Below are 17,556 nucleotides of genomic sequence, written 5' to 3'. Positions count from 1 at the left end.
CGCCCACGGGGGACGAACCAATGGCGCATACCGAATCCGGCACCACCATGTCCGATGCCGAAGTCGTCGATATCATGACCGACATGACCGCGCGGCTTGACCAGACCGCCGGCGCCGTGCGCACCAACCGCCAGACCATGATCGATCTCGCCAGCCGCCTGATCACCCTGGCCCAGGCAGGCCATCCCGAACTGGCCGACAGTGTCATGGAGGTCCCCGCCAGCCGCTATACCGACCCCGCGCGTTACGAGGCCGAACGCCATGCGATTTTCGACCGCATGCCCTTCGTCGCCGGCCTGTCGCGCGATGTGGCCGAACCCGGCGATTACCTGCGCATCGACCATATGGGCACCCCCATCATGGTCACCCGCAACCGCCAGGGCCAGATCCGCGCCTTCGTCAACGCCTGCCGCCACCGCGGCGCCGCATTGGTCTATGACGATCGCGGCCATTCCCGCGCCGGATTTTCCTGCCCCTATCACGCCTGGTCCTATGACCTTGATGGCCACTTGCTGGGGGTCAGCTGCAACGCCAGCTTTGGCAATCCCGACAAAGCGTCACTGGGCCTGATCCCCGTCGCCGCGCACGAACGCCACGGGCTGATCCTGGTCGCGCCCAAACCCGGCGTAACCATCGATTGGGATCACTTCATCGGGCCAGAGCTGGATGCCGAGCTCCCCCACTGGGGCTTTGACACCGTCGCCGCCAGCCGCGTCGGGCCGATCGAGTTGAACGGCAACTGGAAACTGGTGCTGGAAACCTTCCTCGAATCCTATCACTTCAACTACGCCCACCGCGACAACCTGGCGCAATATTACAACGGCAACGTCAACACCGTCGACATGCTCGGCCGCCATTTGCGCACCGCCACTTCGCTGCGCACCATCCAGACCGACCTGCCCGCGCTGCCGCAGGACCAATGGACCCCCGAAAACTATATCCACGTCAAATACGTGCTGTTCCCCGGCACCATCCTGATAAACACGCCGCAAGTGCTCGAATTCTTTCAGATCATGCCGCTGGGCGTCGATCGCACGCTCGTCCGCCACGGCTGTTACAGCCGCATGGACCTGACCAATCCCGCCAACGCCGCGCTGTTTGAACGCATCTGGGAAAGCGCGCACACCGTGGTCCAGAAACAGGATTTCCCCTATGGCGTCACCACCCCCCACCCCGCCCTGACCAGCGCCGCCCTGCCCGGCCTCGTCTTCGGCCGCAACGAATGGCCCCTGCAAATCCTGGCCCAGGAAATCGACCGCGCCGTGGCCGAGGCGCCCGCGCCCGCCACGACTTAGCCTTCCCCCTCAGGGGGAAGGTTGGATGGGGGTGTCAAACGCCCGTTGGGACAGGGCAACGCTCCGGAAGATGCGTCCGGCGGGCGCTTTCTGCCTCCGGCGGGCGCTTTCTGCCTCCGGCGGGCAAGGACCATCGCCCTTGCAACCCGTTATTTTTGCAATTGAATGCTGCGCCATCGCAATGCACACTGCCTTGCGCGTTGGCCCTTGGTGAAGGCACCATCATGAAATTACCGATTGCCGTGTTGGGTGCCATCGCGCTGTTCGCGGGCCCCGCGCCAGCCACTGCGCAGCAACCTGCGGCCGATGATGCGTTGCCCAATCTGGTGGTACCCGCGCAAAATCTGGGCGACGAGCGCAAATATTTCATCCTGCACAAACCCGGCGTAACGGCCGAAGCGGCGGAACAGGATCTGGCGTTCTGCTGGCGTTACCTGCCGCGCGGGGTTGCGCGGTCCACCCCCGATTTCGTCCCCTGGCGCATGGGCCAGGACACGCGCACGGCGGAGCAGCGCACCGGCAATTATGGCCTGGTGGGTGATGTGATCGGCGCGATGATCGCCGGCCCGATCGAACGCAGCCTGCGCCAGTCGCGCGTGTTTCGCTGCATGGTCCCGCGCGGTTATCACCGCTACCGCACCTCTGAAGCGGTATGGCGGCAAATCAATGAGGGCGATCCGGCCCGCGCCATCCGCATCCAGGCCCGCCTGGCCGCCGGCGCCGTTCCGCCAACGCCAGAGGTGACGCAGTGATCCGCCGATTGCTGGCCCTGGCAGCCTTGCCCGCCATGCTGTGCAGCGCCGCGCCCGCGCTGGCGGAGGGCAATCCCGACCAAGATTTCCGGCAAATCGCAGCCAGGGAAACGTTCGCGTTGAAGGCCGACCGCGCCTATCTGCTGCTGCGCATCGACACCGACCTGTTCGCCTTTTCGGCGGACATCATGCGTGTACCCGGCGCCGACGAGATCGCATCCTATCAGGCCGCACGCAGCGCGGCGTACAGCAAGGCCGGCGCCAAAGCGGGACCGCTTGAATCCTTTAATTTCAAATACGAAGGCCGCCCCAATCTGTTTGCGATCATGCCCGGCAAGGCCATTGCATCATCCGGCAAGATCAAAACCACGCTGGTTGAGGTCGTTCCCGGCGATTACGTCGTCTATGGCCTGGGCATGCGGGAATACCTGTACGAATGCTTCTGCCTTGGCACCGTGGGTTTTACGGCTGAGGCAGGCAAAATCACCGACCTGGGCACGCTGTTGACCGCCAAGGCCTGGCAACCCTCCCCCATCCCCGAACTGAAAGACGAAACCGGTCTCGGCCGCAGCGCAGACATGGATCTGGGCCTGTTCGCCGTCGCCGTGCGCCGTGCGGAGGCAGGCATACCGTTGCCGCCGGGCATCAATCCTGCCTTGGTCCAACCGGCCAGCTTCCACGCGGTGGCCTCGTTCGTTGAACCCAACACCACGCTGATCAACCGTCTGGCGGCGATGCCGGAAGTGTTGTCATACGAAAATGGCAGGATCGTGGACGCCAAATCCGGTCGGAAATTGGATTAGGTGTTTTGGACAATTAGCGCAGAATGAGGTTGGGCTGAACCAGCGTGAGCCCCTGAGCTCATCCCATAAGGCTAAAGCATTCTATGCCGTTGATGTGCAATCCAACTACGGAATTTGAATGCGGCGTCACCGCAACGTCGCCGCAACATCAACGATAGCGATAACCCCTACCCCATCTTCCCAAACGCCGCGCGCAATTCGGTTACAAACGCTTCCGGCTGTTCCCATGCTGCAAAATGCCCTCCCTTTGCCATTTCCCCCCAATGCACCAGGTTCGAACAATGGCGTTCCACCCATTTGCGGGGGGCGGGCAGGATTTCCTTTGGGAATACGCTGCACGCCACGGGCATGGTGATGTCGGCGGGGGCGAAGCTGGCGAAGCTTTCCCAGTAGAGGCGTGCCGATGACGTGGCGGTGGCGGTGAGCCAGTAGAGGGTGAGGTTGTCGAGCATCGATGCGCGGGTCAGCGCGTCTTCGGGGCGGCCGTGGTTGTCGGTCCAGGCCCACATTTTTTCATAGATCCACGCGGCAAGGCCGGTGGGGCTGTCGTTCAGGGCATAGCCGACGGTTTGTGGCCGGGTGCGTTGCTGGGTGGAATAGCCGGAGTCCCATTGCTGATAGTGCTGGAGCGCGGCCAGGGCGCGGGCTTCATCGGGGGCGGGGTTGGCCAGGTCTTCGGGCAAAGGCCGGGCGATCGGCATGTTGAGGTGGATGCCGGCGCAGCCGGGAATGTTCAGCCGGCCGATCTGGGTGGTGACGGCGGCGCCCCAATCGCCGCCCTGTGCGAACCAGCGGGTGTAACCGAGGCGCGCCATCAGTCCGCCCCAGGCGTGGGCGATCTTTTCCACGCCCCAACCCTTGGCCGCCGGGCGTTCGGACAGGCCATAGCCGGGCAGGCAGGGGATGACGCAGTGGAACGCGTGCGCCGGGTCGGCGGGGTTGGTCAGCGCATCGATCACGCCGCGAAATTCCAGGATCGACCCGGGCCAGCCGTGGGTGAGGATCAGCGGCGCAGCATTGGCGTGGGGGGATCGGATGTGCAGGAAGCGGATCGCCAGCCCATCGATGGTGGTGGTGGACAGGCCTTGCGCGTTGATCCACGCCTCTGCCGGGCGCCAGTCATAGTCGTGGCGCCAGGTGTTGACGAAATCCTGCAGCACGGTCAGCGGCACACCCTGCGACCAGTCGTCCACCGTTTCCGCCTCTGGCCAGCGGGTGGCATCGATGCGCGCGTGGAGGTCGGCGATGGCGGTGTCGGGGGCGGTGAAGTGGTAGGGTTCGATCATCGTACGTCCTCATCCCTGCGGGCGGTTTGCCCGCCGGTTGCAGCATTCATTGTGGACAAGCCGCGCGCGATTGACCATAGCCCATGGCCATGACGCGCGCGCCGAACCTGACCCTGCGACTAATCCGCCCTTGGGCGTGATCTGACGCGTCGGTGTGCCGGCGCGCAAACCGCCTGAGGGCCGTTCTCCGTCGCCACAATTTCGCAAAACTCCCGTTGCAGAGCATCATGCCATGTCCATGTTGAAAAACCCCTCGGTCAAGTACCGCCCGTTTCCGCAAGTGCCACTGACCGACCGTCAATGGCCCAACCGCACCATCACCAAAGCGCCGCGCTGGCTGTCCACCGACATGCGCGATGGCAACCAGTCGCTGATCGACCCGATGGATGCCGATAAAAAGGCGCGCTTTTTCGATCTGCTGGTCAGGGTCGGGCTGAAGGAGATCGAGGTCGGCTTTCCCAGTGCGGGCGCCACCGAATATGATTTCATCCGCGGGCTGGTCGATAATGGCCGCATTCCCGATGATGTGATCGTGCAAGTGCTGACGCAATCGCGCGAAGACCTGATCAAGACCTCGTTCGAAAGCCTGGCGGGCGCAAAGACCGCGATCGTGCATGTGTACAACGCGGTGTCGCCGCTGTGGCGCGATGTGGTGTTCGGCATGAGCCAGGCGCAGATCCTGGACATTGCGCGCGCCGGGGCGACGTGTTTGCGCGATCAGGCGGCGCGGTTTCCGCAGACCGACTGGCATTTTGAATATAGCCCGGAAACGTTTTCGACCGCCGAGCTGGATTTCAGCATCGCCGCGTGTGAGGCGGTGATGGACATCCTGCAGCCGACGGTGGAAAAGCCGATCATCCTCAACCTGCCGGCCACGGTGGAGGCATCGACCGCCAACATCTATGCCGACCAGATCGAATATTTCTGCCGCAACCTGCCGGGCCGAGACCGCGCGGTGATCAGCCTGCACACCCACAATGATCGCGGCACCGGCGTGGCGGCGGCGGAACTGGGGCTGATGGCCGGGGCCGACCGCGTCGAAGGCTGTCTGTTTGGCAATGGCGAACGCACCGGCAATTGCTGCCTGGTGACGGTGGCGCTGAATTTGTACACGCAGGGCGTTGATCCGGAACTGGATTTTTCCGACATCGACCAGGTTATTCAGACGGTGGAATATTGCAACCAGCTGCCGGTGCACCAGCGCCACCCCTATGGCGGCGAACTGGTGTTCACCGCGTTTTCGGGCAGCCATCAGGACGCGATCAAAAAGGGCTTTGCCGCGCAGGCACAGCGCAATGATCAGCTGTGGGCGGTGCCCTATCTGCCGATCGACCCGGCCGACCTGGGCCGCAGTTACGAAGCGGTGATCCGCGTCAATTCGCAAAGTGGCAAGGGCGGTTTTGCCTGGGTGCTGGAGGCGGACCAGGGGCTGAAACTGCCCAAAAAGATGCAGGCGCATTTCAGCCGCCATGTGCAGGCGCTGGCCGACGATCTGGGACGGGAGCTGACCGCCGCGGACATCTGGTCGGTGTTCCGCCGGGTCTATCACCTGGAAGAACCACAGCACCTGTCGCTGGTGGATTATGAAGAGGCCAAGGCGAGCGATGGCACGCGCGTGTTTGCGGGGAAAATCGCGGTCGATGGCAAAGTGCAATCGGTCAGCGGGCGCGGCAACGGGCTGATATCATCGGTGGTGGCCACGTTGAACGACGGGTTCGGCATTGCCATCGATGTGCGCGATTATACCGAACACGCGCTGACCGGCGGCAGCGATGCGCGCGCAGCCGCCTATGTCGAATGCGTGACCGCAGCGGGCGCAGTGGTGTGGGGCGTTGGCATCGATGAAGATGTCGCCACCGCCAGCGTGCGCGCGATCCTGTCGGCGGCCAACGCCGCGCGGGGGTGAATGATGCGCGGGGGTTGGGCAAACGGCCCTCCCCCCATGCATTTCAATCACGCGGTTAAATCGGCTTGCTAGCACCTCGGATTCCGCGATAGTCCTGCATCAAGGCCAAAAGCCATGTGCGGGAGTGACTATGCCTGAACCGATTCTTGATGCCGATCTGCCGATCATCGATCCGCATCACCATTTGTGGGATTTGCGCCCCTTGCTGGCGCAGATTCCCGAACCGCACCACCCGTTCATCACCGCCGTGGCGCGCAATCCCTATTACACCTTTGACGAACTGCATGCCGAAGTGACCAGCGGCCACAATGTGATCGGCACGGTCTATATGGAATGCGGCGCGTTTTATAACGGCGACTGTGACCCCGCGTTCAAGTCGGTGGGTGAGGTCGAGTTTGTCAATGGCGTGGCCGCGCAGGGCGCCAGCGGGATCTATGGCGCGTTCCGCCCCTGTGCCGCGATCATCGGCCATGCCGACCTGACCACGGGCGATGCCGCGCGCGCCGTGCTGGAGGCGTTGCAGGCGGCATCACCCCGGTTTCGCGGCATTCGCCACTCTGCCGCGTGGGATGCCGATCCAACCGTGCTGGGGCCGCCGTTCCATGCGCCGCAGGGGCTGCTGCTGGACGACACGTTCCGCGCCGGGTTTCGCCACCTGGGTGAACTGGGGTTGACGTTTGATGCCTGGTTGCTGGAACCGCAGCTGGATGACCTGATTTCGCTGGCGCGCGCGTTTCCCGATCAGCCGATCGTGCTGGACCATTGCGGCACCCCGCTCAACATTGCCAGCTATCACGGGCGGCTGCACGAACGGTTTGATGTGTGGCGCAGCAAGATCCGCGCGCTGGCGGAACTGCCGAATGTGTCGGTAAAGTTGGGCGGGCTGGCGATGGCGTTTTGCGGCCTGCCCGAAGAAGGCCCCGCCGCAGGCCTGGGGTCAGAGGTGCTGGCGGGCCTGTGGCGGCCATATATCGAAACCTGCATCGATGCGTTTGGCCCGGCCCGCGCGATGTTTGAAAGCAATTTTCCGGTCGATTATTGGGGCGCCGATTACGCCACGCTGTGGAACGCGTTCAAACGGTTGTCATCCGGTGCCTCTGCACCGGAAAAGCGCGCGTTGTTTGCCGGCACCGCCGCGCGCATCTATGGGATTGAAGCGATCCTGCCACCGGCGTGATGCGGGTTTGACAAAGCTTTGCCCGACCGCCTATCACCAACCTTAACCGATCGTTTAAGAAGGCTGCCCAATGCCCCTGCCCGCACTGTTTGCCAATCTGCGCCTGCCGGTGATCGCATCACCACTGTTCATCATTTCCGGCCCCGAACTGGTGATCGCGCAGTGCAAGGCGGGCGTGGTCGGCAGCTTCCCGTCGCTCAACGCGCGGCCGATCAGCCAGCTGGACGAATGGCTGCACCAGATTACCGAAGAACTGGCCACCCACAACCGCGCGCACCCCGACCGGCCGGCGGCGCCGTTTGCGGTCAACCAGATCGTGCACCGCACCAACAACCGGCTGGATGAAGACATGGCGCTGTGCGCCAAATGGCAGGTGCCGCTGCTGATCACGTCATTGGGCGCGCGCGAAGATGTTTATCAGGCCGCGCATGGCTGGGGCGGGATCGTGCTGCACGATGTGATCAACGACCGGTTTGCGCGCAAGGCGATCGAAAAGGGCGCCGATGGCCTGGTGCCGGTCGCGGCCGGGGCCGGTGGCCACGCCGGGGCGCTGTCACCGTTTGCGCTGATGCAGGAAATTCGCGCCTGGTTCGACGGGCTGGTCGCGCTGTCGGGCGCGATCGGGCATGGCCGGTCCATTTTGGCGGCGCAGGCGCTGGGCGCCGATTTTGCCTATATCGGCTCAGCCTGGATCGCCACGCATGAGGCGCGCGCGGAACAGGCGTACAAGCAGGCCATTGTCGAATCCGGCGCGGACGACATCATCTATTCCAACCTGTTCACCGGCATTCATGGCAATTACCTGCGTTCGTCGATCGTCAACGCCGGGCTCGATCCAGCCAACCTGCCCGAAAGCGACCCGACCAAGATGAATTTCGGATCGGGTGGAAACACCGGGGCAAAGGCGTGGAAGGATATCTGGGGTTCGGGCCAGGGCATCGGTGCGATCAGCGCCATCGACAGCGTGGAAACCCGTGTGGCGCGGTTTGAAAGCGAATACCACGATGCCATCGCGGCGCTGGGTGCCAATACTGCACCGTTCCAGGGCTGACCGCAAACGATCGCGCGGCCGGTTGATGATCAGGCCGGTGCCGGGATGGTGGCGGCCCACAGCATGTCGGCCATTCGATCAAGGTGGCTGAAATCGAGCGCCGGATCGCGCGCGTGCAATGCCGCGCCGTGCCAGCGGGCGGGATCGAGCAGCCGGCGGCGCAACGCGCGCTGCAACAGGTCGATGCGCATCAGCGCCTCGGCCAGCGCGCCGTCGGCACCCGGCCCGCGCCGGCGTTTTTGCCATCCCGCCTCGATCTGCCCCATGCGTTCGATCACCAGTTCGTTATAGCAGTTGTGCGGGCCGCGATGCAGCGGCAGGCCCCGCCGCACCGCTTCTTCGTCGGTGGCGGGCAGCAACAGCCCATTGCAGCAAAAATCGTGAAAGCCCAGCCTGGCCGTGCCGATCTGATCGATCAGCCCGCCAATGCCCGGCATATCGAGCAATTGCCGCGGCAAGACATGGTGCCGCTGCAATCCGGCGCAATACCCCTTTGACCCCGGCACATTGACCGAACGAAAGGGCAGCGCAGAGCGCGCTAACGACATGATGCGGCCATATCCTTGTCCCCCAGATCAGGGGGTTGACGCTGCCCGGCACATGTAAACAAACCATTGCCGAAATCGCGCTGGCCGGTCTTGATGCCAAATCGGTTCTAAAGGGGGGTGGCGCGCAAGCTGTCCGGGCCCTGCGGCTCCAGCCGGACCGTGCCAAAACCGGGCAGTTCGATATCACAGGCGGCGTCGATGCGGCCATGCGCCACCAGCCAGTCGGTCAGCCGCACCGCGCCGCGCGCATCGGTTTCCCGCACGCCTTCGCGGCTGCCAAACACGAATTCCTGGCCGGTGAAATAGGCCAGGCCTGTGCTGGCAAAGCCCTGATCAGACCGGGCCAGGCCGGTCATCGCCAGCGCGGGGAATGCCCCCCCGTTCAACCAGTGACCGGTCGCTTCGGCAAACCATTGTGGTGACATCGCGGTCCGCGCCGGCAACCACACCACCGCGCATACCCCGGGCATGGCGGCCAGCGCGCGCACCAGCCCGGCCAGGGCCCGCACCACCGGCAGCAATTGCCCGGCCCCTGCCAGTTGCGCGCCCGGCCCCACCGTCACCAGCGCGTGGTCGGCCAGCGCAAATCCGGCGGGCAGCGCGATCTGTTGCATCGCCGCGTCGATGTGCAGCGCCGGTGCCGGGGTCAGCCCGCGGCAATCAAACATCAGGCCATCACACAACAGGTCGGCCTGGCCCGCCGCATCGTCACAGCGGATGATCTGGTATGCGGCAGCATCGCGCGCGTTCATAACCAGATCATCGGCGCGGCACCGCGCCGCCGTCGCAAACAGCAGGCCGGCCACGGGCGTACCCCGGGCGGCTGTTGCCCTATCCGTGGGACCCCGATTTTGATTGCGTCCACGCGCTGCCATTGTCAGTCATTTCCCGGCATGGTTGCTCATGAGACGCCGCAGCCATTGCGATCCCCCAGTGATCGGTCCAAATTGGTCAGAATACCCCGATTTGCAAGCCCGCTGCCAGCGAGCGTCCCAAATCCCGACAGGTTTGGCAATCGTTACCCGACAGCCTTTTCGGCGCGGCAATCGCCGCCGGCGTATCAGCCCCCAGCCGCACGATCAGCGATGGCGCCACGCGGCGCAACCGCCAGCCGGTGACGATGCGGTCAAGCTGCGCCTCTGCCCCCTGCCCGGCGTTGCCCGCGGCGATCGCGGTGGCATAGGCGCGACCCTCGATCCGGCCCAGCACGGCATAATAGGTGCGATCAAAAAACGCCTTCATCTCACCCGTCAGCGCGCCCAGGTTTTCCGGACAGACAAACAGCAGCCCGGCGCTGCGCAACACATCATCCGCCTGCGCATCACCTGCCGCCACCATCCGCGCCGCATCGCCGATTTCGGCCATGGCGCCCGCCAGCGCGGCATCGGCCATGGCCCGCGCCGCGCCGGTGCGGCTGTGCCAGACGATCAGCAAGGTGCCCGGTACCGGCGCAGGACCGGCCCCGGCAGTGTTTGACGCCAGGGTCACACCGTTGCGTTCACAGCGTGATCGCGGCGGGCTTCAACACCCGTCACCGCTGGCCCCGCCGGTCAACACGCCACCGATCATGCCACCAAGGCCGCCCAGGCCATGACGCTTTTTCGGCTGGCAGGGCTGATCGCCGGAATTCTGGCGCGCATCGCGCGACCGCTGATCACGCGACTGGCCTTCGCCCATGCCCGGCATGCCTGGCATGCCCGGCATGAAACTGGTCATCGACCGGTGACGGATGCGCGCTTCCCATTCGATATGCCACGCCACGCGCGGGTCGGCGGGCCGGGGCGGATAGGAAAAACGTTCTTCCGGGCCATAGCCCTGCATAGTCGTCATCATGAAACTGGCCGCCGCGGCATGCACCTCGGCCGGGATGGTGCAGGTTGCGGTCTGCGGCGCCATCACCGTGCGCGCGGCCACCAGCCGCGCCACCGTGGCGGGCGACAACCAGTCGGACAGCCCGCCGCCAAATTCGCGCGTGGTGGCCGACGACCACCAGACCAGGTCCTGCATATCCCCGCCGTCACCGCCGCCGCTCCCACCCCGGCCGACACCGTTGCCCCCCATCAGCGAGGCGTAATAGCCGGTCGCATCGGGCAGCAGATTCCAGCGCATCAGAATCGAACCCGATGGCTGAATGGTGCTGCTGACATTGAGCGGCGCCATGAAATCATGCTGCAGCGTAAAGGTCATCTGCGGCGAATAATTGCCGGCCACCCGGTGCAAACCGGGCAGTGCGCTGTCGGATGATACCGTTTTGCGATCATCCGAATTGGGCCAGTGGCCATAAGTCCGGCTGGACGCCAGGCTGACCCAGCGATCGAGCGGCACGGAACTGGTCCACAACCCGGGCGGCATCTGCCCCGCCGCCATCTTGGCAAAATCAATCACCACCGGCTGTCCCGGCGGGGCATGTTCACCGCAACCCCAGAAGATCAGCATGCGCCCGCGCGGACGACGGAACTCACGCTCACCGGGGTTTTCGGGTTTCGATGCGGTCACTTTGACCGGTTCGGGGGTTTTCAACGGCACCGACAGTCCCAGCCGCGCGCCGGCCGGCATGAAATGATCGGCCTTTGGGCCACCGCCCTGTGGTGCCAGCGTCGATCCCAGTTCCAGCGTCAGTTCGTGCGTCGGTCCGCCGCGGCCGCCGCCACCAAACGCCATCGCCATCCCGGCACCAAACCCGCCACCGCCGCCTGCGCCATTCATCATCGCGGCCATGCCCGATGTGGTGCCCGCGCGCATGTCATAGCGCGCCACCGGCCCGGTTACGGTCTGTGCCGCCTGCAGATGGCCGATCGTGGCCACCACGCCGCCGCCCAGCACCGCCAGCGCACCGCCCGCCAGCAGGGCCCGTTTTGAAATCCCCAAATCGCTGATCATGACTTGTCCCCCGTCAAACCTGAACATCACCGGACCAGCATTACCAGCCTGCCGGCGCAATCCCCGTTCGTGCGGGGGCGACTTATGCGCGCAGCTAACGCCAAGACCACGCCAAAGCCAAGCGCAAACACATCGGTGTCCGACGGGGTGCGCCGCGCATGCGGCGGCGCGTTTGCGGGTATGGGGGCAAACCGGCGCACCGCCAATTGAACCCCGGGCAAACTTGGCCTAATCGATGCCATGATCAAATCCATTTCGACCATCGACCAATCGCTATCCGGACTGGCCTGGCGCTGGCGCGGCGGCAACATGGATTTTGGCACAGACGATATTGGCGGACACGGTGCCGGCAGCGCCAGCGCGGCGGGCGATGACCTGATCGATCAATTGCTGTTGTCACGCGGGATCGACAGGGCGGATCTTGATCGCCAGCGCCGCCCGACCTTGCGCGAATTTCTGCCCGATCCATCGATCTTTCGCGATATGGACACCGCAGCGGCGCGGCTGGCCAGTGCCATCTGCGCGGGCGAAGCGATCGCAGTCTATGGCGATTATGACGTTGATGGCGCCACCAGCGCGGCGCTGCTGATCCGGTTTTTACGGATGTGCGGGCATGATGCCCGCGCCTATATCCCCGATCGCCTGTTGGAAGGATATGGCCCATCCGGCGCCGCACTGGTGCGGCTGGGGGCCGAAGGCGCGCAACTGGTGATCACCGTCGATTGCGGCGCGATGGCGCACGAAGCGCTGGCGATGGCCGCCGCCGCCGGGGTCGCGGTGATCGTAGTCGACCACCACAAATGCGGCGCAGAGCTGCCGGTGGCGGTGGCGCTGGTCAACCCCAACCGGCTGGATGAAAGCGATGCCGCCGCTGCGCACGGGCACCTGGCTGCGGTGGGCATGGCGTTCCTGCTGGCGGTGGCGACCGCGCGCGATCTGCGCACGCGCGGCTTTTTCGGCACCGGGTCACCGCCCGATCTGATGGGCCTGCTCGATCTGGTCGCGCTGGGCACGGTGGCCGATGTGGCGCAACTGCGCGGGCTTAACCGCGCGCTGGTGGCGCAAGGGCTGAAAGTGATGGCGCGCCGTGACAATGTCGGGCTGGCCGCGCTGATCGATGCCAGCCGGCTGGGCCGCAGCCCGGGGTGCAGCGACCTGGGCTTTGCGCTGGGCCCGCGCATCAACGCGGCGGGGCGGATCGGCGACAGTTCGCTGGGCGTGCGGCTGCTGACCACGCTGGATGGTGACGAGGCGGCGACGATCGCCGCGCAGCTGTCGCTGCTCAACGACGAACGCCGCGGGATCGAACAGGTGGTGCAGGAAGCGGCCGAGGCGGAGCTGGCGCGCAAAGGTGATTGCACCGTCAACGTGCTGGCCGGCCCCGGCTGGCACCCCGGGGTGATCGGCATCGTGGCCGGGCGGATCAAGGAAAAGACCGGCAGGCCGACGCTGATCATCGGCATCAACCCGGATGAAGCGCTGGCTGATCAGCCGGGCAACGATACGCGATTGGTGGGCAAGGGATCGGGCCGCTCGATCGTCGGGGTCGATCTGGGTGCAGCGGTGATTGCCGCGCGCGATGCCGGCCTGCTGGTGGCGGGCGGCGGCCATGCCATGGCCTGCGGGCTGACGATCGATCCCGACCGGATCGACGCCTTGCGCGATTTTCTGCAAGAACGCCTGGCGCGCGATGTGGCGCGCGCGCGTGCCACGCAAACGCTGCTGATCGATCTGTCGCTGGCCCCCGGCGGGCTGACCCCCGATCTGGTGACCACGTTGGAGGCGGCTGGGCCGTTCGGCATCGGCTGGCCCGGGCCGCGCGTGGCGATCGGGCCGGTGCGGCTGGTGAAATGCGAACCGGTCGGCACCGATCACGTGCGCATGGTCGCCACCGGAAACGATGGCCGTTCGTTCAAGGCGATTGCGTTTCGTGCGGCCCCCACCGCGCTGGGCCAGGCGCTGTTGCATGGCCACCGCGGCCGCCACTTCTGGCTGGCCGGGCGCGCGCGCATCGATGATTGGGGCAAACGCCCGGCCGCCGAATTGCATGTCGATGACGCCGCCTTTGCCGATTGATCGCTGGCTGATCGGGTGGCGGATTGCATGGTGTTTGCCCGCCAGCCAAAGGGGCATGACAATACCTGTCAAATTTGGGTTGACGCGCCCGGACAGAGCCAATAGAGGCGCGGCCTGCCCAGCGTTCTACGCCCGCTGGCCCCTTCGTCTAGCGGTTAGGACGCGGCCCTTTCACGGCTGAAACACGGGTTCGATTCCCGTAGGGGTCACCATTGGCAAATGCCTGCGCGGCGCATATGGCGCGCGCATGGACCTTCAGACCCTGATCACTGACAACCCGATTACCGCAAACCCGTTTTTCGTGATCGCGGCAGTCGCCGGGGCGCTGGCTGGCTTTGGCATGTTCCGCGATGCTCAGCACAGACGGCGGCGCGATCTTGACCGGGTATCGCTGATATCGTGGGGCCAGGTATCGATCGTGGCGCTGATGCTGGCGATCGTATGTGTCGCGGTCGGATTGCGCCACGGTGGCTGAATGCACATGACCTCCTGTTATTGCACCATATGTTTTTGTACGCATTCCGTAACGAAGCGCTGGTACCGCGACGGTTCCCCTGCGATGAAGCCGGCACGATGATCATCACCACCCCATGACCAAACCAAAGTCCCGGCCCATTTTCGCGCTGCCCTGGCCCGGCATGGCCATCGCGGTGCTTGCCGGGGTGGCCATGCTGATCGCCGGGGTGCAACCCGTGCTGATCCTGGCGGTGGTGGTGGTGTGGATGGGCAGCCTGTGGCTGTGGCAGGCCGAACCCGTGATCGAAGTGCAGCGCGTGGTCGAAGAAAGCCCGGTGTCGCGCGATGTCATGGCCAACCTGATCGAACCGTTTGGCGTGCCGGTGCTGATGCTGGACGGGCAGCGCATTGCCGCCGCCAATGCCGCCGCGCGTGCCGAACTGGGGGCACATATCGTCGGCCAGGATGCGCGTGTGGCGCTGCGCCATCCAGAGGCGATCACCCTGCTCGACGCCCGCGAAGGCAGCGTGACCGTGCGCGGGCTGACCGGGCCGCGCAGCATCTGGCACGTGCGCCGGGTGCCAGTGGACGACCGCTATTCGCTGATCGAACTGGCCGACCGCACGGCAGAGGCCGATGTCAGCCGCGCACACACCGATTTTGTCGCCAACGCCAGCCACGAACTGCGCACGCCGCTGGCATCGATCATCGGTTATATCGAAACGCTGGCCGACCCCGATGCGCGCATCGATGCCGCCACCAGCGCACGGTTTCACGCGACCGTATTGCGTGAAGCGCGGCGGTTGCAGCATCTGGTCGAAGATCTGATGTCGCTGTCGCGGATCGAGGCGGAAAAGCACGACCTGCCGCGCGACCACATCGATCTGGGGCAGATGGCGGCGTCGATCGGCGGCGAAGTGGCGGCAACCGTGGGCGATGATCGCATCGTGGTCGAAACCGATGATGCCGTGGTGCAAGGTGATCGCCAGCAGCTGGACCAGATCATCCGCAACCTGATCGACAATTCGATGAAATATTCCGACGCAAAACGCGCGGTCGAATTGCGTGTGGTGCGCGGCCTGCACGAAGCGGTGCTGACCGTGACCGACCATGGCGAGGGCATTCATCCCGACCATATCCCGCATCTGACCCGGCGGTTCTATCGCACCGATCCGGGCCGCAGCCGCGCGGCGGGGGGCACCGGGCTGGGGCTGGCGATTGTCAAACATATCGTCGAACGCCACCGCGGACGGATGGACATCACCAGCAAGCTGGGGGTAGGCACGACGGTCACCATCCGGCTGACGCTGATTGACCAGACCGCTGGTGCCCTGCCCGGTCGTGCGGTGGGCTGACACAGGCCGGTTGCGGGTCATTCAACGCGGCGGATAACCCATCCCGCTAAAAAAGATCGCAATCGGCGGTTGGCAAGTCGATCAGGCATCTTCCCTAAACCGCCGAATCGTCCCACCACGGGTTGTAACATTTCGCCCCGGTCCGACCCGGCCAAACCGACGCTCCTTTCAACACAGGACCCTGCCGCATGGTTGCAGAACACACCGTGAAGGCGTTTGACGAAGACATCACGCGGTTGCGCGGGCTGATCGCCGAAATGGGCGGTCTGGCCGAACTGTCGATCACCGATGCCATGGACGCGCTGGTCAGCGGCAACGAAGTGCTTGCCGCCCAGGTGATCGCGCGCGACCGGCGCATCGATCTGCTGGAAAGCGAGGTCGACCGGCTGTCGGTGCGGGTGCTGGCGCTGCGCGCGCCGATGGCCGATGACCTGCGCGAAGTGATTGCCGCGCTGAAAATTGCCGGGGTGATCGAACGCATCGGCGATTATGCCAAGAACATCGCCAAGCGTGTGGGCCATATCGAAGGGCGCAAGCGGTTTGAACCGCTGACATTGTTGCCGATGATGAACGAACTGGCCGGCGAAATGGTGCACGACGTGCTGACCGCCTATGCCGCGCGCGACCCGGTGGCGGCGGCCGAAATCGTCCAGCGCGATGCGAAAGTCGATGCGTTTTACGACAGCGTGTTTCGCAACTTTGTGTCATATATGGTGGAGAACCCCGCCACGATCAGCAGCGTGGCGCAATTGATGTTCGTCGCGCGCAACATCGAACGGATCGGCGATCACGCCACCAACATTGCCGAAATGGTACACTTTGCGGCGACCGGTACGTACCTGCCCGAACGTGAAGATGTGCTACCCCCTGGCTGACCGGGGGTGTGGTGGTTTAGTCATAACGGCGTAACATTGCTGGTGTCTGCGCAGGATGCCGGGACGGGGCTTTACACCTGGCCAAGGATGGGGAAATCACCAAATGTCGGCGCCAAAGCTGCTGCTGGTAGAGGACGATACCGCGCTGGCCGAACTGGTGGAATACCGGTTCCGCGGTGAAGGCTATGACGTGCGCACCACCGACGATGGTGATGAGGCGCTGCTGCTGGCGGCCGAGGATACGCCTGATCTGGTGCTGCTGGACTGGATGATCGGCGGAACCAGCGGGATCGAAGTGTGCCGTCGCCTGCGCCGGCAAAAGGCCACCGCGCATGTGCCGATCATCATGCTGACCGCGCGCAGTGATGAAGATGACCGCGTGCGCGGGCTGGAAACCGGCGCCGACGATTATGTGACCAAGCCGTTTTCCCCGCGCGAACTGATTGCGCGTGTCGGCGCTGTGCTGCGCCGCGTGCGCCCCGCGCTGGCGGGGGAAACGATTACGGTGGGTGATCTGTCGCTGGACCCGACCGCCCACCGTGTCAGCCGCTGTGGCGAAGCGATCAAGATCGGCCCGACCGAATTTCGCCTGCTGCGCCATTTTATGGAACACCCCGGCCGGGTGTTTTCGCGCGGGCAATTGCTCGACGCGGTGTGGGGCAGCGGCAGCGATATCGAACTGCGCACGGTCGATGTGCATATCCGCCGCCTGCGCCAGGCGATCGCCGTGCCGGGCGCACCCGACCCGGTGCGCACCGTGCGGTCAGCGGGATACGCGCTCGAAGGGGTGTGAGGAGTTTGGGCCTGATCCGCGCGGATCAGTACAACCCGATCAGGTGCGAAATGTCGAGATCCTGGATCGTGATCCAGTGATTGACGTAATTGGCATAATACAACCCGAATGACACCACCGCCAGCACCGTGGCACGGCGCATGATCAGCCGCGGGCTGAGGTTGGCGGGCGCGCTGTGAACCTGGCCGGGGATCTTTTCCAGCCCCAGTTCGTCATGCGTGCGGATGCCGAACGGCATGACCAGAAACGCCGACAGTACCCAGAACAGCGCGAAAATGGCAATGATCGATGTCCAGCGCATCG

General features: G+C 64.7%; 17 protein-coding genes and 1 tRNA gene. 12 read left to right on the top strand and 6 right to left on the bottom strand.

Features of this window, described 5'->3' with window-relative positions:
- Positions 1-20 precede the first annotated feature (20 nt).
- From ABWP89_RS10520 to ABWP89_RS10510, 3 genes are all read left to right on the top strand, one after another.
- Positions 21-1,295 carry an aromatic ring-hydroxylating oxygenase subunit alpha gene (locus ABWP89_RS10520; protein WP_353229128.1) on the top strand — a complete coding sequence of 425 codons (1,275 nt, stop codon included), beginning with the start codon at positions 21-23 and terminating at the stop codon, positions 1,293-1,295.
- Between the two features lie 224 nt (positions 1,296-1,519).
- Positions 1,520-2,047, top strand: a complete 528-nt coding sequence (locus ABWP89_RS10515; protein WP_353229127.1) for a hypothetical protein — start codon at positions 1,520-1,522, stop codon at positions 2,045-2,047.
- On the top strand, positions 2,044-2,850 hold the full coding sequence (locus ABWP89_RS10510; RefSeq protein ID WP_353229126.1) for a hypothetical protein: 807 nt from the start codon (positions 2,044-2,046) through the stop codon (positions 2,848-2,850). The genes ABWP89_RS10515 and ABWP89_RS10510 overlap by 4 nt, the downstream gene beginning before the upstream one ends.
- Positions 2,851-3,017: 167 nt before the next feature.
- Here ABWP89_RS10510 and ABWP89_RS10505 read toward each other — a convergent pair whose 3' ends face one another.
- A complete protein-coding gene (locus ABWP89_RS10505; RefSeq protein ID WP_353229125.1) occupies positions 3,018-4,136 on the bottom strand; it encodes an epoxide hydrolase family protein in 1,119 nt (372 codons plus the stop codon).
- Between the two features lie 232 nt (positions 4,137-4,368).
- On the opposite strand from ABWP89_RS10505, the gene leuA reads away from it, so the two are divergent.
- The 3 genes from leuA to ABWP89_RS10490 all read left to right on the top strand — a co-directional run bounded on the left by leuA (position 4,369) and on the right by ABWP89_RS10490 (position 8,270).
- Positions 4,369-6,042 carry a 2-isopropylmalate synthase gene (gene leuA, locus ABWP89_RS10500; protein WP_353229123.1) on the top strand — a complete coding sequence of 558 codons (1,674 nt, stop codon included), beginning with the start codon at positions 4,369-4,371 and terminating at the stop codon, positions 6,040-6,042.
- 130 nt (positions 6,043-6,172) lie between these two features.
- Positions 6,173-7,219 carry an amidohydrolase family protein gene (locus tag ABWP89_RS10495; RefSeq protein WP_353229121.1) on the top strand — a complete coding sequence of 349 codons (1,047 nt, stop codon included), beginning with the start codon at positions 6,173-6,175 and terminating at the stop codon, positions 7,217-7,219.
- Between the two features lie 70 nt (positions 7,220-7,289).
- Complete coding sequence (locus tag ABWP89_RS10490) at positions 7,290-8,270, top strand: NAD(P)H-dependent flavin oxidoreductase (protein WP_353229120.1); 981 nt, start codon at positions 7,290-7,292, stop codon at positions 8,268-8,270.
- A 29-nt stretch (positions 8,271-8,299) separates the two neighbouring features.
- Here the strand turns inward: ABWP89_RS10490 and ABWP89_RS10485 are convergent, their stop codons facing one another.
- From ABWP89_RS10485 to ABWP89_RS10470, 4 genes are all read right to left on the bottom strand, one after another.
- The gene (locus ABWP89_RS10485; RefSeq protein ID WP_353229118.1) at positions 8,300-8,818 is read right to left on the bottom strand and encodes an AHH domain-containing protein; all 519 of its coding nucleotides are present in this window, start codon (positions 8,816-8,818) and stop codon (positions 8,300-8,302) included.
- 107 nt (positions 8,819-8,925) lie between these two features.
- Positions 8,926-9,624, bottom strand: coding sequence for a hypothetical protein (locus ABWP89_RS10480; RefSeq protein ID WP_353229117.1), 699 nt, complete (start codon positions 9,622-9,624; stop codon positions 8,926-8,928).
- A 145-nt stretch (positions 9,625-9,769) separates the two neighbouring features.
- Positions 9,770-10,210 carry an NAD(P)H-dependent oxidoreductase gene (locus ABWP89_RS10475; RefSeq protein ID WP_502915273.1) on the bottom strand — a complete coding sequence of 147 codons (441 nt, stop codon included), beginning with the start codon at positions 10,208-10,210 and terminating at the stop codon, positions 9,770-9,772.
- A gap of 129 nt (positions 10,211-10,339) precedes the next feature.
- Positions 10,340-11,698 (bottom strand): hypothetical protein, encoded by a 1,359-nt coding sequence (locus ABWP89_RS10470; protein ID WP_353229114.1) that lies wholly within the window; start codon positions 11,696-11,698, stop codon positions 10,340-10,342.
- A gap of 240 nt (positions 11,699-11,938) precedes the next feature.
- Here ABWP89_RS10470 and recJ point away from each other — a divergent pair, with 240 nt between their 5' ends.
- The 6 genes from recJ (at position 11,939) to phoB (ending at position 17,253) form a co-directional block, all read left to right on the top strand.
- Complete coding sequence (gene recJ / locus ABWP89_RS10465) at positions 11,939-13,774, top strand: single-stranded-DNA-specific exonuclease RecJ (RefSeq protein WP_353229113.1); 1,836 nt, start codon at positions 11,939-11,941, stop codon at positions 13,772-13,774.
- A gap of 137 nt (positions 13,775-13,911) precedes the next feature.
- Positions 13,912-13,986: transfer RNA gene (locus tag ABWP89_RS10460), tRNA-Glu, on the top strand.
- 35 nt (positions 13,987-14,021) lie between these two features.
- Positions 14,022-14,249: a hypothetical protein gene (locus tag ABWP89_RS10455; protein WP_353229112.1), complete on the top strand. Its 228-nt coding sequence runs from the start codon at positions 14,022-14,024 to the stop codon at positions 14,247-14,249.
- A gap of 115 nt (positions 14,250-14,364) precedes the next feature.
- Entirely contained in the window at positions 14,365-15,585 is a 1,221-nt protein-coding gene (locus ABWP89_RS10450; RefSeq protein ID WP_353229111.1) for a sensor histidine kinase, read from the top strand.
- A gap of 188 nt (positions 15,586-15,773) precedes the next feature.
- Positions 15,774-16,460, top strand: coding sequence for a phosphate signaling complex protein PhoU (phoU, locus tag ABWP89_RS10445; RefSeq protein WP_353229110.1), 687 nt, complete (start codon positions 15,774-15,776; stop codon positions 16,458-16,460).
- Between the two features lie 103 nt (positions 16,461-16,563).
- Positions 16,564-17,253, top strand: a complete 690-nt coding sequence (gene phoB / locus ABWP89_RS10440) for a phosphate regulon transcriptional regulator PhoB (RefSeq protein ID WP_353229109.1) — start codon at positions 16,564-16,566, stop codon at positions 17,251-17,253.
- A gap of 25 nt (positions 17,254-17,278) precedes the next feature.
- Here phoB and ABWP89_RS10435 read toward each other — a convergent pair whose 3' ends face one another.
- Complete coding sequence (locus ABWP89_RS10435; protein WP_353229108.1) at positions 17,279-17,554, bottom strand: DUF1467 family protein; 276 nt, start codon at positions 17,552-17,554, stop codon at positions 17,279-17,281.
- Between the last annotated feature and the right edge of the window lie 2 nt (positions 17,555-17,556).

Origin of the sequence: Novosphingobium sp., from assembly GCF_040398825.1 — a bacterium.
GTDB lineage: Bacteria > Pseudomonadota > Alphaproteobacteria > Sphingomonadales > Sphingomonadaceae > Novosphingobium.
This window is presented reverse-complemented; position numbering and strand designations above follow the sequence as displayed.

Excerpts from the sequence above, each read along its gene's own strand:
- ABWP89_RS10520 (WP_353229128.1), top strand. The coding sequence starts at position 21 with ATGGCGCATACCGAATCCGGCACCACCATGTCCGATGCCGAAGTCGTC.
- ABWP89_RS10515 (WP_353229127.1), top strand. The coding sequence starts at position 1,520 with ATGAAATTACCGATTGCCGTGTTGGGTGCCATCGCGCTGTTCGCGGGC.
- ABWP89_RS10505 (WP_353229125.1), bottom strand. The coding sequence starts at position 4,136 with ATGATCGAACCCTACCACTTCACCGCCCCCGACACCGCCATCGCCGAC.
- leuA (WP_353229123.1), top strand. The coding sequence starts at position 4,369 with ATGTCCATGTTGAAAAACCCCTCGGTCAAGTACCGCCCGTTTCCGCAA.
- ABWP89_RS10495 (WP_353229121.1), top strand. The coding sequence starts at position 6,173 with ATGCCTGAACCGATTCTTGATGCCGATCTGCCGATCATCGATCCGCAT.
- ABWP89_RS10490 (WP_353229120.1), top strand. The coding sequence starts at position 7,290 with ATGCCCCTGCCCGCACTGTTTGCCAATCTGCGCCTGCCGGTGATCGCA.
- ABWP89_RS10485 (WP_353229118.1), bottom strand. The coding sequence starts at position 8,818 with ATGTCGTTAGCGCGCTCTGCGCTGCCCTTTCGTTCGGTCAATGTGCCG.
- ABWP89_RS10475 (WP_502915273.1), bottom strand. The coding sequence starts at position 10,210 with ATGGCCGATGCCGCGCTGGCGGGCGCCATGGCCGAAATCGGCGATGCG.
- ABWP89_RS10470 (WP_353229114.1), bottom strand. The coding sequence starts at position 11,698 with ATGATCAGCGATTTGGGGATTTCAAAACGGGCCCTGCTGGCGGGCGGT.
- recJ (WP_353229113.1), top strand. The coding sequence starts at position 11,939 with ATGATCAAATCCATTTCGACCATCGACCAATCGCTATCCGGACTGGCC.
- ABWP89_RS10455 (WP_353229112.1), top strand. The coding sequence starts at position 14,022 with ATGGACCTTCAGACCCTGATCACTGACAACCCGATTACCGCAAACCCG.
- ABWP89_RS10450 (WP_353229111.1), top strand. The coding sequence starts at position 14,365 with ATGACCAAACCAAAGTCCCGGCCCATTTTCGCGCTGCCCTGGCCCGGC.
- phoU (WP_353229110.1), top strand. The coding sequence starts at position 15,774 with ATGGTTGCAGAACACACCGTGAAGGCGTTTGACGAAGACATCACGCGG.
- phoB (WP_353229109.1), top strand. The coding sequence starts at position 16,564 with ATGTCGGCGCCAAAGCTGCTGCTGGTAGAGGACGATACCGCGCTGGCC.
- ABWP89_RS10435 (WP_353229108.1), bottom strand. The coding sequence starts at position 17,554 with ATGCGCTGGACATCGATCATTGCCATTTTCGCGCTGTTCTGGGTACTG.